The sequence below is a fragment of the uncultured Negativicoccus sp. genome, assembly GCF_902480485.1.
GTDB lineage: Bacteria > Bacillota > Negativicutes > Veillonellales > Negativicoccaceae > Negativicoccus > Negativicoccus succinicivorans.
On record NZ_CABSTC010000028.1, the window covers coordinates 1 to 16,482 of the forward strand.

Below are 16,482 nucleotides of genomic sequence, written 5' to 3' on the forward strand. Positions count from 1 at the left end.
GCCGACACGCACAAATGCTTGCGCGCCGTTTTCGATAAGCTCCATCACGGCGATTTCCGTCGATCCCAGGCCGATACCGGTCGAGCAGACCGAAAACAATTTGTCTTCGTATGTACCGGAACAGACGACGAACTCGCGATTCCGGCAAAGTTCGGTGACATTTTGCCAATGATCGGTGACCAGCGGAATGCGGCCGGGATCGCCAACAAGCAATGTCGCCTCGCCTAAAGAGCCGGGCGTAACGCCTTGCAAGTGAATACTCATAACATTTCCTCCGCGTCAACGACGGACGGATCGCGTTTCAAAGTCAACATCACCGCGAACGAGATCAAATAGAGCGCCGTGAAGTAGAGCATCGCGTATCCAATGGTATAGTATTGCAACAAATAACCGATGGCGATCGGTGAGAAACCGCCGATCGCGCGTCCGATATTAAAGATCGTATTATTGGCGGTGGCGCGAATATTGGGCGGATAAAAGCTTGAAATCAAGGTGCCGTAGCCCGCATTCATGCCGTTGGCGAAGAACCCGACTACCGCGCCGCCGAGTAAGATGGCGATACCGCTGTTGGCATAAGCGTAAAGCAGAACGGAAACGGCCGAGCACAAAAGAAAGATGCCGTACGATTTTTTGGCGCCGAGGCTGTCCATGAAACGTCCGAATAAAAGCATGCCCAGACACATGCCGACGATGGTGCTGATGGTCCAAAGCGCGGAACCGGAAATCGTCAGCCCCAACTGTTTTTGCAAAATCGAAGGCAACCAAGTCATTAAGCCGAAGTAACCGCTGACCTGCACGGACGACATAATGATAAGCGTCACCGTAGTCCACGCGAGGCGCGGCGTTTTTACCAGCTCCGATAAAGAAACATTCAAGGATTTTCCCTGCGCTTCCGCCGCTTCTTTAGCGGCGATCCATTGGGGAGTTTCCGGCAAGTGGTAACGAACCGCAACCGCCAGAAAAACCGGTACGATACCGAAGATGAAAAGACCGCGCCAACCGACGACAGGCAGCAGGAAGTACGCCAGCAGCGCCGCAATGATGGCGCCTACTTGGCCGCCGATCGTGACGTAGGAATTGGCCTTCCCGCGTTCGTGGCGCGGAAACGCTTCCACGAGCATCGCCATGCCCACACCGAATTCACCGCCGCCGCCGACACCGGCGAGGAAGCGGCAAGCCGCTACCCACCAAATGTTGGGCGAAAAGCCGATTAACGCGGTGGCGATTGAAAACAGCAGAATCGAATAGGAAAAAATCTTAATGCGTCCGTATTTGTCGGCGAGCAAACCGAACGTAATTCCGCCCAACAGCATACCGATGTTGGTGACAGTCGAGATCATGCCGCCCTGCGCGCCGCTCAAACCGAATGTCGCCATAATGGATGTCAAGGTGAATGACAGCATCATGATGTCGATACTTTCCAGCCCCAGGCCGAAAATAGATGACCACAAAATACGATTTCGATAACTCATACACGCCTCCTAAGAATCATTCCACACAAAACGGCGCCGTTCTCCCACAGCGCCATTAACTTTAACAGTATAACAAAATGAAGAGATTTTGTCAGTCATTTTTTCGTTTTTTGATCAGTTTAAATTGCCAGGGAAATGATTTTCCATACGTCGCATAATCAATGCCGCGGCGAACATTACGAACGATCATTTCATCGTTGGCGATTTTGCCGTGCCGCAACTGCAGATTGCCGGACAAGACGGTTTTGCCGGAAAGCGCGGTGCTTATCCCCAACGCGCGCGCCAGTTTTCCGGGACCGTCGGTCCAGTGCTCCGGTCGGATGCCGGCGCGCCGCGCGCGCACCAAATCGTCGCCGTAAATGATTTTACCCGCGCGCAAGAGCACGGCGGCCGGCATGCCGTCCACATCGACGACAATGTTGGCGCAGTGGTGCAAGCCGTAAACAAGATATACATACATATGACCGGCGGGACCGAACATGGGGCGATTGCGATTCGTTTCGCCGCGATACGCGTGCGACGCATCGTCCGGATGACCGCGATAGGTGCCGCCGTAGGCTTCCGTTTCCGTGAGTCGGATGCCGACCAGTCCTTCGGGACTGCGGTGCCAAAGCGTGGCGCCCAACAAACGACGCGCCGCCGTCACGGCGTCGGTCGTAAGCTCTTCCTGCGTAAATCGCGGCCGGCGAAACCAATTAAGCGCGGACATCGACATGCATCCCGATTTCCAAATGCGGGGCCGGTTCGGCGATGACGCGTTCGCCGGCCGTAAGACCTGCCAAGACGACCCAATCGTCACCGTCAACATAAGCGGTAGTGACGTGTCGGGCGTCAATCAGACCGTCCGCAGTGACAATGTACACCGTATCGTCACCGATGTTGCTGCTACGCGGCAAATGAATCAGCGAAACCTTGGTCGGCAGCTTCAACGTGAGCGGATAGGGGGTGGCGGGCTGCAACATCTCGCCGGGATTGTCAAACCGGAACTTCAGTGCGGTTACGTCGCCGCCCGTTGGGGAGAGCGCGGTCATTTCACCGAAGTAGTCGTGACCGTTGACCCGTAACGTAAGCGTGGTTTCAGGCGCGGTGCGGGCTTGTTGAACGGCTTCCGTAAGGGCATTGGGAAGAGGCATTTCACCCACCAATGGCGAAAGGGAGGCGATGACCAGCGCAGGACGGTCTTGCACAGCCACGCCGTCAGCGGTAACGTACACCGCGGTGACTTTTCCGGCGACCGGCGCGGTAACGTTGGCGGCGGCAATCTGACGCTCAATCGTCGAAGTGTCCGGCGCCGCGGCAGCGGACGGAGTATACACGGACGGTTGCTTCGCCTGTTCACGCGCGACAATTTTAGCGTATTCCGCCTGCGTAATAATACCCTGCTGCAAAAGTTGTTGCGCCTCCGTGATCACGGGTGTGTTGACCGGCGGCGCGGCCGGCGCGGCGGAGGCTTCGCTTGTGGCGTTGCGCGCTCGCGCCAGCTGCGCCTCGTACGGACTGACATCGATCGTGAATAAATGATCATTTACACTGACATTCGTGCCGACCGTAGGCACCGGACCGAGAATCGGCCCGGACGCGGCCGGTGAAACGGTCGCGCTGTACAACGGAGCCAAGGTCACATCGCGCGTAATCATGAGCGGTTCGGTGACGGGTTTGACGATGACTACGTCGACGCTTTTGCTGCGCGCCATGTACCACCAACTGCCCAGACCGAGTATAAGTAAAATAAGGAGGGCACTGAGTCCCCACCAAAGTTTTTTACGTGGTTGCATAATTCACCTCTGTTCTATCGTATTATAGCATCTGCCGTTGCTCCGACAATAAAAAATACCCGCCGCGGCGGGTATTTTTATAGGTCCTGCAAGAGTCGTCGAAATGCGGTATTGCGCCATAAAAGCGGCATCAGTACGCAGCCTAACACGCTGACTGCGACGAATTCGCCGGCGGCAATGTAGAGCATGGTTAAACCGACGCTTTCGCCTTCCAGCGCACCGAGGTACGCGAGCTCCGCGCCGATGAGCACGCCGTTGGACACGACGGGCAAGAGCGAAGCGGTCCAGATGTTGGGCATGTAGCGCATACCGTAGACGGCGATCGCGGTGGCGAACGTGCCGACCACAATGTCGATCATGCCGAACGGGCTCGCAAGGTTCGCAAGCAGGCAGCCGAGAATTAACCCCGGTACGACTTTCGGTTGGTAAAACGCGAGCAGCGTCAGTACCTCCGATAAACGTACCTGCACGGGTCCGTAGCTGAACGGCGCCAGCGCGACCGTAAGGAGCGCGTACACTGCGGCCAACACCGCATTGATGACGAGCATACGAGTATTCATGTTCCATTCCTCCTTGTTTTTGTTTTTACGAAGTGGGACCAAGAAAACACTTCGCACCGATATAGTGTAGCATAGAGCGAGGCGGAGAACAAGAAATGAATAATTTTACTGATAAATCTCCGTTTTTGATGTATACTGTTTATGAATATGTTGGACAAGATATCGATACGGCTACATACCGGCAGGAGGTTACGGCATGGCAAAATTGGCGGTTATCGGCAGTTGTTCTGTAGACTTGGTCGTGGAAGCGGCCCGGCGTCCGCAAGCGGGTGAGACGCTGTTTGCAGAACATTTTTTTATGAGTTGCGGCGGTAAAGGAGCCAATCAGGCGGTAGCGGCGGCACGACTCGGAGCGGACGTGGCAATGATCGGAGCCATCGGCGAAGATGCCTACGGGGAAATGCTCTGCGAAAATTTTGTAAAAAACGGCGTAGACGCCCGCTTTTTAATGACCCTTCCCGGCGTTTCAACGGGCACAGCGCACATTACGCTGACCGAAGGAGATAACAGCATATTGGTAGTGCCGGCGGCGAATTTTCAGTTGACCGCGGCGCATATTGAACAGGCGCTGGATCAGCTGGGGGAATTGGATATGGTGCTGTTGCAAAATGAGGTACCGCAGGATGTGACCGAAGACGCGATTCGTCTTTGCGCCGAACGGAACATTCCGGTACTTTGGAATCCGGCACCGGCGCGTGAATTGGCGCCGGACGTTATGGCGATGTGCCGCTACATTACGCCGAACGATCACGAACTGGCGCTCTTGTTTGATGTGGCGGATCCGTTGGAACTGTCGGCGGAATGGCAGAAAAAATTGATTGTGACGCGCGGTAAAGACGGCGTCGATTACTATGACGGCAAGAGCGTTCACCGCGTCGCCGGGGAAACGGTCACCGTCGTCGATACGACCGGCGCAGGAGATACGTTCAACGGCGCGTTTGCGGTTGCGATCAGTGAAGGACAGGATCTTGAAACGGCGCTGCGGTTTGCCAACCACGCGGCCGCACGTTCGGTTACCGCGCACGGCGCACAGGGCGCGATGCCGTGGCGCAACGAGATGGAGGCATGACATGCAGAAACACGGAATTTTGAACAGCAAGATTGCAAAAGTACTTGCCGATCTCGGTCATACTGATCGGATCATGATTGCCGACTGCGGGTTACCGATTCCGCGCGAAGTGGAACGAATTGATCTGGCGCTGGAATTCGGTGTGCCGTCTTTTTTGGACGTGCTGCGCGTCGTCATGGATAACATGAAAGTGGAACAGTACCTGATTGCGAGCGAAATGGATTCACAAAATTTGCCGCTGTTTCAGGAGATGCAACAATTAATGGGAGATATCCCCGGTGCGTATGTAACGCATGAACGCTTGAAGGAATATTCGCACGACGTCAAAGCGATTATTCGTACGGGTGAGGCGACGCCGTATGCCAATGTGATTTTACAAAGCGGCTGTATCTTTTAGCTGCAAGGAGTGACAGTATGCAAATTGAGATGCGTGACATCTCCAAAGCATTCGGACAGAACCGAGTGCTCTTAGGAGTCAATCTGACGGTTCGACCCGGTGAGATTCATGCCTTAATGGGTGAAAACGGGGCGGGCAAGTCGACTCTGATGAATATTTTGACGGGTCTGCACAAGGCCGATAACGGCACGATTCGGGTGGACGGCGAAGAGCGAGTATTTACGTCGCCGCGCGAAGCGGAAGATTTCGGAATTGCGTTTGTCCATCAGGAATTAAATATTTGGCCGAATTTGACGATTCTGGAAAATCTTTTTCTGATGCGTCCGCTTAAAAATTCATTGGGCATGCTGGACTGGGATCGCATGCGCGAATTGGCGGCAGCCAAATGTGACGAACTGAATATTTCCCTGCCGCTTGAAAAAGAGGCGCAGGACTGCTCTGTCGGTCAGCAACAGTTGACGGAGATTGTGCGCATGCTGATGCTTGACGCGCAGATCGTGATCATGGACGAACCGACCGCCGCTTTGAGTGAGCGGGAAACCGAAGTGCTGTTCCGAGTGCTAGGTCAGATGCGGACCAAAGGCGTCGGCATCATTTACATTTCGCACCGCATGGAAGAAGTCTTCGAACTTTGCGATACGGTAACCGTGATGCGCGACGGCATGGCGATTTCCACGCAACCTGTCGCGAAAACGACGATGGATCGCGTCGTATCCGATATGGTCGGCCGTTCGTTGACGGAATACTATCCGGAGCGCACGGTAACGCCGGGCAAAGTCGTTTTTGAAATTAATAATTTGAACAGCGCGGGCGTGTTCCACGACGTTTCGTTTACGATTCGCGAAGGCGAGATCTTGGGGATTGCGGGTCTGATGGGGGCCGGCCGTACCGAGATTATGCGCGCGCTTTTCGGCGTCGATAAAAAAGACAGCTGTGAAATTAAAATTCACGGGCAGGCGATGAAGATCGATAACCCGTCGGATGCCATTAAGGCGGGGATCGGTTTTATTACCGAAAACCGTAAGACGGAAGGTCTGATTTTAGATTTTTCCATCGGCGATAATATTTCGTTGCCGAGCATCGAAAAATTTGCTTCGCACCAATACGTGCGCCGCGGCGCGGAAAATGAATTTACGGAAATGCTCGCCAAGCGTCTCGGCGTTAAGGCGCAGTCGCTGACGGAACCGGTCGGAACGCTTTCGGGCGGCAACCAACAAAAAGTCGTCATTGCGAAATGGATCGGTATGAAACCGGCCATTCTGATTATGGACGAACCGACGCGCGGTATCGACGTCGGCGCCAAACGGGATATTTACGATTTAATGAATGAGTTGACGGCGGCCGGTGTTGCCATCATTATGGTTTCCTCGGAATTACCGGAAGTCATCGGGATGAGTGATCGCATTATGGTGATTCGCGAGGGTTCGATCGCGGGCGTGCTGGATCGCAGTGAAGCCACGCAGGAAAAAATTATTACATTAGCTACAGGGGGACAGTAATTCATGTCGACAAATGTGAAAAATCTATTGCGTAATCTCGGACCGCTTTTAGGTCTGGTACTGCTGTTCGTCATTTTGACGGCACTCAATCCGACATTTCTTAATCCGTCCAACCTGTCGAACCTGTTGCGGCAAGTCTCGGTCAACGCGCTGATTTCCTTCGGCATGACGTTTGTCATTCTGACCGGCGGCATTGATCTTTCCGTCGGTTCGCTGCTGGCACTTTCGACTGCGTTGATGGCGGGCATGATTAAGAGCGGTATGGATCCGGTTATGAGCATGGCGCTCTGCTGTCTGATCGGCATCGCGCTCGGCGCGGCCAACGGACTCATTATCACGTACGGCAAAGTCGCGCCGTTTATCGCGACCCTGGCGACGATGACGATCTTCCGCGGAGCGACGCTGGTGTACAGTAACGGTCGCCCGATCAGCGGCTTGACCTCGCATCCGTTTTTTACGGCGTTCGGTGTGGGCGATGTCTTCGGTGTGCCGGTACCGGCGATCACGACGCTGCTCATGTTCGCGCTTTGCTGGTTTATTTTAAATAAAACAACGCTCGGCCGGAAAACGTATGCGGTCGGCGGCAGTGAAAAAGTATCGTATATCGCGGGTATTCATATCTCGCGTGTCAAAATTTTCGCGTACGCGATCACGGGCCTTTTAACCGCGTTGGCGGGCATCATCATTACGAGCCGCCTCAACTCTGCCCAACCTACGGCAGGGACCGGTTATGAGCTTGACGCGATCGCTGCGGTCGTTTTGGGCGGGACCAGTCTGGCCGGTGGTAAAGGCCGCATCACGGGTTCTCTGATTGGTGCGTTGATCATCGCCACGCTCACAAACGGACTTAATATTTTGAATGTTTCCAGTTTTTACCAACAAGTTGTCAAAGGCGGCGTTATTTTGTTGGCGGTTCTGATGGATCGCAAAAAATAAGAGGGGGTTATGGAATGAAATTACGCAAGTTATTACTCGTCGTGATGTCGCTTTGCCTGGTCGTTTTGATGGCCGGTTGCGGCGGCAGCGACAAAAAGGAAGCACCGGCGGCTAAAACCGGTGAAAAAATTACGGTAGGTTTCTCCGTATCGACTTTGAACAATCCGTTCTTCGTCACGTTGAGCGACGGTGTCACTGAAAAAGCGAAAGCTTTGGGCGTGGACGTACAGACGCTTGACGCGGGGAACGATCCGGCTAAACAGGCCAATGATGTAGCAGACTTGATCCAACACAAAGTAAATGTTTTGTTGATCAACCCGGTCGACTCCGCGGCGATCGCCAACTCGGTCGAAGCGGCCAACAAAGCCGGTATTCCGGTTCTGATGGTAGACCGTGCTTCTGATGGCGGCCAAGTCGTATCTTTGATCGCTTCCGATAACGTTAAAGGCGGCGAAATGGCGGCACAATACATCATCGATAAACTCGGCAGCAATGTAGCGGTTGCCGAAATGGAAGGTATCCCGGGCGCATCTGCGACTCGTGAACGCGGTGAAGGCTTCCACAAACTCGCCGACAGCAAATTGAATATTGTCGCCAAACAGACGGCAGAATTCGATCGGACCAAAGGTCTGACGGTAGCGGAAAATATTTTACAAGCCAACCCCGAAATTCAGGCTATTTTCGCGCACAACGATGAAATGGCACTCGGTGCTATTGAAGCGGCGAAGAGCGCCGGTAAACAAGTATTTATCGTCGGTTTTGACGGCACGGAAGACGGTATTAAAGCCGTTAAAGACGGTTCCATGGCAGCTACGATCGCGCAGCAGCCGAAACTGATGGGCGAACAGGGTCTTGAAGCCGCCGTTAAAGCGGTTAAAAAAGAAGCGGTTGCCGATCATATCGCGGTACCGTTGAAACTCGTCACGAAATAAACGCAGTTCCATGACAACTTGGTGAGGTAGATAAAAAGGACAAGCAAATGCTTGTCCTTTTTTGTGGAAAAGTGAACCTACATTGCCCCCGCTGAGCGGTGCTGAAACCGGCAGGAAACAACGGTAGCGGTTATTGGCCATCGTGTTTCTGTCTTGTCAATGAAATGTAAAAAAGACATGCATACGATGTTGCTTTACTTTTGTGACTGTACCGCGCTCGTTTTTTAGTTTATAATAAAATTATTATATGACCACTACAGAGGAGGCATCAATATGGCCGAGGCAACAAAAGCAAAAGCACTGAAAGAGTATTTTGAAGCAAATCATCCGGGTATCTTCCAGGTGGAAGAGATCGGTGATGAAATCCACACGCATGTGTTCCGTTCCCATATCCAAACGGAAGGTCAAAGCCTGCCGACGGCGCTTTTCGTCGACGACACCATCTACGTTATGATTCGTGTCCAGGTGGCGACGGGCGCGCTCAAAGAGAAAAATGAAGAACAGGTATTGACCTACCTGAACGAACAAAACCGTTCGTACAAAGTCTTCAAATATTTTCTCGATGAAGAAGGAAATATTTTCCTGGACGCCTGCGTACCGACAACGGATGATGACTTCAATCCGGAATTAATCCGTGTGATTTTGGATGTTATGGTCGGTCACCTGACGGAGAATTACTCCGGTCTGATGAAAAAAATCTGGGCGTAAAAAACCAATCAAAAAAGAACCGCGCTTGCGGTTCTTTTTTATTGCCGTGCCGGTGCGAAAAGCTCAATGCTTTTCAAATGTGCCAAAGACGATCGGTTCACCTTTATCGACCATGAGACGGCCTTTGGCCCACAGTTTTTGCAGTTCAAACCGGTCGTTGATCGTCATGAAGTCGGCATCTTTGCCGACGGCGATTTCGCCTTTATTCTTGAAGCGGAAGAGGTCGGCGACGTTTTTGGTGAGAATGGAAAGGGCCGTCGTAAAGTCGCAGCCTTCCGTTTCGACCGCATCGCGGAATTCGGTCATCAGTGAGGACTGATCGCCGATGCCGACGCCAATATTGTTGCCGTGATCATCAAAAAGCGGCACCGAACCGTAGCCGTCCGAACTCATCAGGACGTGCGACATGTCGCAACCCTCATCGATTAAGCGGCGGATCGCTTTGGACGGTTTGACGGCATGTTTGCTCCCTAATTCCGGACTGACGCAGGATGTGAGGTCGATATAGCCGCCGTCTTTAACATATTGGACCGCCTCGTTAAACAGATGTTCGTTGCGGTTGGTGTGGGTCGGCAGCATGTTGGTATAAGGAATTTCCGTTTCGTTGGCGATCTGACGCAGCGGCTCGAGTCCGCGCTCGCCGTCGCCCATGTGGAAATTGACGATGCCCGCTTTGCCCGCAAGCATGCCGCCAACGCGCACCTGCGCGACGATATCGCGGTAGAGATCGTAATTCGGTTGCGACGAACGGTGATCGGAAACGGCGATTTCGCCGGCGCCGATACATTTATCGATCAGCATGATATCGGAACGAATGCTGCCGGTGATGGTCGGTGTCGGTACTTCGTACGAACCGACATACATGTAGGCGGTGAGGCCCTCATTTTCCAACGCATACGCTTTGGCGAGTAAGTTTTCCTGCGAACGGGTCACGCCGTCGGTACCGCACAGGCCGCAAATGGTGGTCACGCCGCAGCGTGTCGCGCTGGATAACGGCATTTCCGGCGTGCGGGTATGAAAGCCGCCTTCGCCGCCGCCGCCCGTGATATGAACGTGGCCGTCGATAAAACCGGGAATCAACCGCATACCTTCGCAGTCGATTATTTCCACTTCCACGCCTTGCACATCAAGTTGGTCATCGATGGCTTCGATGACGCCGTTGGCGATTAAAATATCTTTCGTTCCGAGGTCTTCTGGCGCAAATACATGCGCATTCTTTAATAAGGTCAGCATAAAGGTATCCTTTCAGCAAAAACCGCCCCGAAGGGCGGCGTTTTAGAATAATGTCATGATCAATTCCATGGCCCAGATGGAAGCCATTGCGTTAAATACGCAGATGAAAATGATGATAGGGTAATGTTTTCCCGGAACTTCCGCCGTACCCAATACGCGGCCGACGTTTTGCACCGGATTGCCCATCAGGTAGCAGGCCGGTACCATTACGGTCGCTTCGTACGGGCTGATAGCGCCGGCGGCTAAGAGGGCCGCCATGATGCCGATAGCGCCGCCCATTGAAAGCAATGAAGCCATGATCACGGTGATCGCTACGCCCGGCAGAAGCCAGAGCGACATGATCGGACCTGCGATCGAGCCGATCCAATCCAAAAGCCCCGTGATTTTTAACGCGTGAATCAGGATGAAAGCGAGCATGACGTTCGGCAGCATGTTGCGAATACCGATCATCAGACCGTTGTACGCGCCTTCAGTGAAGAGCTCAATGAAGCCTTTGCGTTTCACTTGCGCAGTACGTACTTCACTCATGCGACGTCACCCGCCTTTCCTTCGGTGGTCTGTGCTTGCGGGTCACGGCCTTCCGTGGCTCGCAGATAGAAGCGGACGATATTGCCGCCGATAAATTTGAAAATCATAATGACCAGTATCGGCAAGCCGATCGGTACCAAGAGGATGGAAAACACGGCTACGCCCGAAGAGAAATAATTCGAGAGCGGCGCGGAGCCGGAAATCTGGTAGCCGCAGAAAATGGAACGTTCTCGGCTGGTGATCAAGCCGTCTTCATAGAGCACTTTGGTCATGCCGGCCGCCGCATCGGTCGTCTGCAAGTTAGCGATCATCGCCAGACCGCACACGCCCGGGATGCCCAAGAGCGGACGCAGTAACGGCGAAAGCATTTTTTGAGCGACTTTCAAGCCGCCGTAGCCTTCGACCACATGGATGAGAGCGATCGCGAAAATCAAAGCCGGAAGCAACGTCAGCGCAAACACAAAACCGTCGCGCGCGCCGGTACCGCCGGAACCGCGGAACGAAGCCATCTTACCGGCCGCTGTTTCCCAGGTACCGAAACTGCCGTTGAGGACCGAAAAGTCGAACACTTTCCACCAGCCGGCCGCCTCGGCGAAAAGACCGGAGAAAAACAGCAATGCTCCGAAAAAAGCCACATAGCTTCCCCAGGTAATCGCGGGACCTTCTTCTTGAGGCGTCGCCGGCCGTGGGGCAGGGTTTGTCACTACAGGATCCGTCGCAGTGGCGTCAGGACGAATCTCTTCTTGGTGAAGTTCGGTATCGCGAACTTCTTCATTTGTTTGAGCCATACTAAGCCTCCTTTTACTTTATTTAGTCCATTGTACACAAACAAAAATCCATTTGCAATATACTTTTTGTTTTTCCACAAGGTTTTGTCTATATTTTGCTAAAAATGCTATGGTATACTGCACATAGAAATCATCAGGGAGGAAAAACCATGACGCAACCTATCGTAATGATTACCGGAGCGAGTTCGGGTATCGGCCTGGCTACCGCCGAACTCTTGGCGCAAGAAAATTATGAATTAATTCTGCTCGCTCGACGCACCGAACCGATGTCGCAGGCGGCCGCCGTATGGGAAGAAAAATACGGCGCGAAAGTGCATGTTTTCCCGCTGGACGTGACCAAGCGCGCGATGGTGGAACGTGTCGGCCAACAGCTTGTGGAAGAAGGACTGGTGCCCGACATTTTGATCAATAACGCCGGGCTCGCGCGAGAATTGAAACCCTATGCGGAAAATGATCTCGATGACGTCGATGAGATGGTCAATACGAATGTGAAAGGTTTATTGTACGTGACAAGAGCGATGCTGCCCGCGATGATTGAACGCGGCCACGGCCATATCGTGAACCTCGGCTCGACCGCGGGGCAAGGCGCGTACGCCGGCGGCGCCGTATACTGCGCCACAAAAGCGGCCGTCAAAATGCTTGGCGATGCGATTCGTATTGAAACGATTGCGACCGACATTAAAGTGACGACGATCATGCCGGGCATTGTTGAGACACCGTTTTCGCAAGTTCGCTTCAAAGGGGACAATGACCGAGCGGCGGCGGTCTATGCCGGTGTGGAAGCATTGACGCCGGAGGATATCGCCGAAATCATTGCATTCGTTATTTCACGTCCGCGGCGCGTGCAGATCAGTGATGTGACGATCTTGGCGAACCAGCAGGCGACCGGCTCGATGATTCATAAAAGTAAATAAAGCAAAAAAACACCGCTCAAGGCGGTGTTTTTTTGTTGTTAGCGTTGTCGCTTGTTCCAATGTACGAGCGCATAGGGCACAAGCAACACAATGGCAATCGTCAGTGCGGGAACCGCGTAGGCGGCGTACGGAATATAGGCCGTAAGATACGGTCCGACGATGCCGTCATGCAGCAGCATAACGCCCGATGTATGACCGAGGATCGCAGCCCCGAGCGGGATCAGCAGCGGGAAGCGCTCCATGAAATGGGCGATCAGTTTACTGCCGCCGATGATCAGCGGGATACTGATGAGCAAACCGATGATGACGAGCAGTGGATCGCCCTGCGCCGCGCCCGCGACGGCCAACACATTATCCAAACTCATGACCACGTCGGCAATGATGATCGTACGCACGGCCGAACCGAGGGAAGCGACTTTTTTCACGCCGGTTGACGAGTTTTCCTGCGGCAGCAACAGTTTGATCGCGATCGGAATTAAAATCAACGCGCCGATGGCCTGCAAAAGAGGTATCGTCAGCAGCTTGACCGCGACCAGAGTCAGCGACGCCCGAACCACGATAGCGCCGGCCGCGCCGATGAAGATGGCTTTATTTTGCAAACGCGCCGGCAACTGCCGTGCCGCCATCGCGATGACGACCGCATTATCGCCGGCCAATACTAAATCTAAAACAATAATGGACGCCACAGAGAGCCAAAATTGTAACGTTAAAATTTCCAATACCAGGACCTCACTTAAAAATTATTTTTGTTCGTTATTCGTCTTGTCTTCGGTAACTGTCGTATCTGTCGATGCAGATGATTTTTTGCTCAGCAGGCGCGGTAAACCGAGAATGAACAGAATGATCGCGGCGGGAACGAAGTATTCCATGAGCGGCGAAATGTTGAGCAGGTAGCGACCGACGATCGGATCGTGCACGATCATCGTACCGGCCGCGTAACCGAGCAAGGCCGCCCCCGCGGGCACCAGGATCGGATATTGATCCATCAGTCGGGCGATCAGTTGACTGCCCCAAACCACCAACGGGATGCTGACCAAAAGGCCGATTATTACGAGGACAATATTACCTTGGGCAACGCCGGCGATGGCGAGCACATTATCGATTCCCATCGCGACATCGGCCACGATAATCGTACGAATCGCGCCGCCGAGTGATGTGGCGGCGACGACCGTATCGGAATCCTTGCCCGTCTGATGCAGTAGCTTGATCGCGATCGGAATTAAAATCAGACCGCCGATGGCCTGGATCAGGGGCACGCCCAATAACCATGTGGCGATTACAGTCATCAGCGCGCGAACGATGATCGCGCCGGCCGTACCGATAAAAATCGCCCGCTTTTGTAAATGCGGCGGCAATTGGCGAGCCGCCATCGCGATCACGACCGCGTTATCACCTGCGAGAACCAAATCCAAAAGGATGATGGATCCGAGGGAAAGTAAAAATGAAGGGGATAAAAAATCCATGACACTACCTTTCCAGGCTAACGTGAGACGTTTTAACATAAAGAAAGAGACTTTTATCTTGCATGCTGCAAGTAAAAGTCTCACTGCATCCTGCGGATGGTCGCGCCAGCTTTTTTATCAGCAGGGTTGTTGACGACGACGAATTAGTTACTCCCTTTTACGAAAACTATTATACCAAATATAAAAAGAGGTTATCAAGGTAAGGGCCAAGCCCTAAAACGGGGCGTTTTCTATTCGTTTTAAAAACGGAAAATAAATTTTGTAAAGTACTATGCAAAGAGGAGGATAGGTGTTAAAATAAATGCACCAAAGAGAAAAATCGAGCAAAAATGTGATTTATTCATATCTATCATTACCTATCGTTATCTATCATTATCTATCGTGATCTATCGCGCACGAATTAACTCTATTATTGATACGATAGTCGGCAAGTCGCAACGAGTCTGCGGTTGCTTCGAAGAACTTGACTCGTAACTCTCCACGGTACATTTAAAGCGAGGTGAGTACATTGGCAAAAGTAACGAAAAAAATGAATGTGTGGCAACTGACGATGTTGACGGCCGCGAATATGTTGGGCGCAGGGATCATTATGCTTCCTACCAAGCTGGCGCAGGTGGGGACTATTTCCGTTCTGTCCTGGTTGGTGACAGCGGTCGGCTCATTGCTTTTGGCGCATGTTTTTGCCCAATGCGGCATGTTCACGCGGCATAGTGGCGGCATGGGCGGTTATGCCGCGTATCGTTTCGGCTTGCCTGGTTATTTCATGACGAATTTCGCGTATTCGGTTTCCCTTATTATTGCCAATGTGGCGATCGCCGTATCGGCTGTCGGGTATGGCGCTACTCTTTTCGGCTGGCAACCGCATCCCGGCCAAATTGCCGCCGCGACCATGTTGCTTTTGTGGGTGGCGGGTGTTCTCAATTTCGGCGGCAGCCGTTGGACGGGGAGCATCAGTTCCGTGACGGTTTGGGGCTCGCTTTTGCCCGTTCTTTTCTTAACCGTCGCCGGTTGGTTTTGGTTTGATTCCACGCTCTATATCGAGTCGTGGAATCCGTCCGAGACGCCGTTCTTTTCCGCGGTCAGTGAATCCGTCACGTTGACTCTTTGGGCGTTCCTCGGTTTTGAATCCGCGGCCGTGAATATGGACGCGATTGAAAATCCGCAGCGGGATGTACCGCGCGCTACCTTTTTCGGCACGCTTGCCGTCGCCGTTGTTTACATTGCTTCAACCAATGTGATGGCGGGCATTGTGCCGAATCTTGATTTGTTGCATTCCAATGCGCCGTTCGGTTTGACTTTCGCCGTGTTGTTTGGCGGCACCGTTGGAAAAATCGTTATGGCGATGATGGTTGTTTCCTGCATGGGTGCGCTCCTTTGCTGGCAATTTACGCTCGCGCAGGTATTTAAAAGCAGCGCGCAAAGCGGTGTGTTTCCGAAAATATTCGGCCGCCTTTCCAAACAGGGCGTGCCTGTTAACGGCACGTTGATTCTGCTGGTCCTTCAATCGCTGCTGGCATTGATGACCACGGACGAATACCTGTTTGCGCAATTTGAAAGATTGGTCAATCTCGCTGTGGTAACCAATGTCGTACCCTATCTGTACTGCTGCCTCGCCGCGCCGACACTTTTGCGGGCCGCCGGTTTGCCGATCAAACAGATCCGGTGGATGCGCGGGATCTCCGCTTTGGCGCTTGCGTATTCCATGTACGCCATATATGCGGCAGGTCTGGGAGCGATTCGCGGTGCCGTAATTGTGCTTTTTATCGGTTACCTGCTTTATCGCGGTACCGTGGCTCGTCGTCCCGAACGGGTCCAATACAGTCTGCCCGCTTGGAAATGAATGATCGGTTTCACGTATCTCGCATTGCCACACAATACTATAAATATAAAAACAAAAGCGTTGCCTTATCGAGGCGGCGCTTTTTCGTCAGGACAATTGGTTTTAGAAAAGACAAAAGCATTGGCTTACGCTACATGATTTACATATACTTAAATACATATATATGAGTTTGCAAAAATCTACTCAAATATCCGTAAAATATTCTTGACAAGATATAATCGCAATGCTATGATAATCAAGCCGCAAGGAACGGCGACGAAATAAAATATAGTAAATGCTTGACAATAATGCCAAGTGTTTGGTATACTATAAGAGTCGCACGAAGCGACACGGTTCTTTGAAAACTGAACAATGCAATGAATTAACGC

At 52.7% G+C, this 16,482-nt stretch carries 17 protein-coding genes and 1 pseudogene; 8 read left to right on the top strand and 10 right to left on the bottom strand.

Annotated features, from left to right (window positions below; genetic code table 11):
* From RDN69_RS03345 to RDN69_RS03365, 5 genes and pseudogenes are all read right to left on the bottom strand, one after another.
* Positions 1–264 (bottom strand): annotated as a pseudogene (locus RDN69_RS03345) (hypothetical protein); the annotation flags it as partial.
* A complete protein-coding gene (locus RDN69_RS03350; RefSeq protein WP_034436820.1) occupies positions 261–1,472 on the bottom strand; it encodes an MFS transporter in 1,212 nt (403 codons plus the stop codon). The gene RDN69_RS03350 and the pseudogene RDN69_RS03345, both read right to left, overlap by 4 nt.
* A 91-nt stretch (positions 1,473–1,563) precedes the next feature.
* A complete protein-coding gene (locus RDN69_RS03355; RefSeq protein ID WP_288218261.1) occupies positions 1,564–2,181 on the bottom strand; it encodes a DNA-3-methyladenine glycosylase in 618 nt (205 codons plus the stop codon).
* Entirely contained in the window at positions 2,168–3,247 is a 1,080-nt protein-coding gene (locus RDN69_RS03360; protein ID WP_273259343.1) for an efflux RND transporter periplasmic adaptor subunit, read from the bottom strand. The genes RDN69_RS03355 and RDN69_RS03360 overlap by 14 nt, the downstream gene beginning before the upstream one ends.
* A gap of 77 nt (positions 3,248–3,324) precedes the next feature.
* On the bottom strand, positions 3,325–3,807 hold the full coding sequence (locus tag RDN69_RS03365) for a QueT transporter family protein (RefSeq protein ID WP_034436795.1): 483 nt from the start codon (positions 3,805–3,807) through the stop codon (positions 3,325–3,327).
* A 196-nt stretch (positions 3,808–4,003) separates the two neighbouring features.
* Here RDN69_RS03365 and rbsK point away from each other — a divergent pair, with 196 nt between their 5' ends.
* From rbsK to RDN69_RS03395, 6 genes are all read left to right on the top strand, one after another.
* On the top strand, positions 4,004–4,876 hold the full coding sequence (gene rbsK / locus RDN69_RS03370; protein ID WP_273259342.1) for a ribokinase: 873 nt from the start codon (positions 4,004–4,006) through the stop codon (positions 4,874–4,876).
* 1 nt (position 4,877) lies between these two features.
* Entirely contained in the window at positions 4,878–5,273 is a 396-nt protein-coding gene (gene rbsD, locus RDN69_RS03375) for a D-ribose pyranase (RefSeq protein WP_034436792.1), read from the top strand.
* A 17-nt stretch (positions 5,274–5,290) separates the two neighbouring features.
* Positions 5,291–6,772, top strand: a complete 1,482-nt coding sequence (locus RDN69_RS03380; RefSeq protein ID WP_273259341.1) for a sugar ABC transporter ATP-binding protein — start codon at positions 5,291–5,293, stop codon at positions 6,770–6,772.
* Positions 6,773–6,775: 3 nt separating this feature from the next.
* Positions 6,776–7,708: a ribose ABC transporter permease gene (rbsC, locus tag RDN69_RS03385; RefSeq protein ID WP_024048243.1), complete on the top strand. Its 933-nt coding sequence runs from the start codon at positions 6,776–6,778 to the stop codon at positions 7,706–7,708.
* Positions 7,709–7,722: 14 nt separating this feature from the next.
* Positions 7,723–8,640 carry a ribose ABC transporter substrate-binding protein RbsB gene (gene rbsB, locus RDN69_RS03390; RefSeq protein WP_075939085.1) on the top strand — a complete coding sequence of 306 codons (918 nt, stop codon included), beginning with the start codon at positions 7,723–7,725 and terminating at the stop codon, positions 8,638–8,640.
* 273 nt (positions 8,641–8,913) lie between these two features.
* The gene (locus RDN69_RS03395) at positions 8,914–9,348 is read left to right on the top strand and encodes a YbjN domain-containing protein (protein ID WP_024048241.1); all 435 of its coding nucleotides are present in this window, start codon (positions 8,914–8,916) and stop codon (positions 9,346–9,348) included.
* Between the two features lie 63 nt (positions 9,349–9,411).
* Here RDN69_RS03395 and iadA read toward each other — a convergent pair whose 3' ends face one another.
* Genes iadA through RDN69_RS03410 form a run of 3 tightly spaced genes read right to left on the bottom strand, consistent with a single transcriptional unit; the run spans position 9,412 to position 11,897 of the window.
* Complete coding sequence (gene iadA / locus RDN69_RS03400) at positions 9,412–10,581, bottom strand: beta-aspartyl-peptidase (protein WP_288218262.1); 1,170 nt, start codon at positions 10,579–10,581, stop codon at positions 9,412–9,414.
* 42 nt (positions 10,582–10,623) lie between these two features.
* Entirely contained in the window at positions 10,624–11,109 is a 486-nt protein-coding gene (locus tag RDN69_RS03405; protein WP_273259339.1) for a nucleoside recognition domain-containing protein, read from the bottom strand.
* Positions 11,106–11,897: a nucleoside recognition domain-containing protein gene (locus RDN69_RS03410; protein ID WP_024048238.1), complete on the bottom strand. Its 792-nt coding sequence runs from the start codon at positions 11,895–11,897 to the stop codon at positions 11,106–11,108. Before RDN69_RS03410 ends, RDN69_RS03405 begins: the two co-directional genes overlap by 4 nt.
* Positions 11,898–12,046: 149 nt before the next feature.
* Here RDN69_RS03410 and RDN69_RS03415 point away from each other — a divergent pair, with 149 nt between their 5' ends.
* Positions 12,047–12,811, top strand: a complete 765-nt coding sequence (locus tag RDN69_RS03415; RefSeq protein WP_273259338.1) for an SDR family NAD(P)-dependent oxidoreductase — start codon at positions 12,047–12,049, stop codon at positions 12,809–12,811.
* A gap of 38 nt (positions 12,812–12,849) precedes the next feature.
* Here the strand turns inward: RDN69_RS03415 and RDN69_RS03420 are convergent, their stop codons facing one another.
* Together RDN69_RS03420 and RDN69_RS03425 are read right to left on the bottom strand one after the other, a co-directional pair.
* Positions 12,850–13,530 (bottom strand): TerC family protein, encoded by a 681-nt coding sequence (locus tag RDN69_RS03420; RefSeq protein WP_273259337.1) that lies wholly within the window; start codon positions 13,528–13,530, stop codon positions 12,850–12,852.
* Positions 13,531–13,551: 21 nt separating this feature from the next.
* Positions 13,552–14,274 (bottom strand): TerC family protein, encoded by a 723-nt coding sequence (locus RDN69_RS03425; protein WP_273259336.1) that lies wholly within the window; start codon positions 14,272–14,274, stop codon positions 13,552–13,554.
* A gap of 508 nt (positions 14,275–14,782) precedes the next feature.
* Here RDN69_RS03425 and potE point away from each other — a divergent pair.
* Positions 14,783–16,114 (top strand): putrescine-ornithine antiporter, encoded by a 1,332-nt coding sequence (gene potE, locus RDN69_RS03430; RefSeq protein WP_374042373.1) that lies wholly within the window; start codon positions 14,783–14,785, stop codon positions 16,112–16,114.
* The last annotated feature ends 368 nt before the right edge of the window (positions 16,115–16,482 follow it).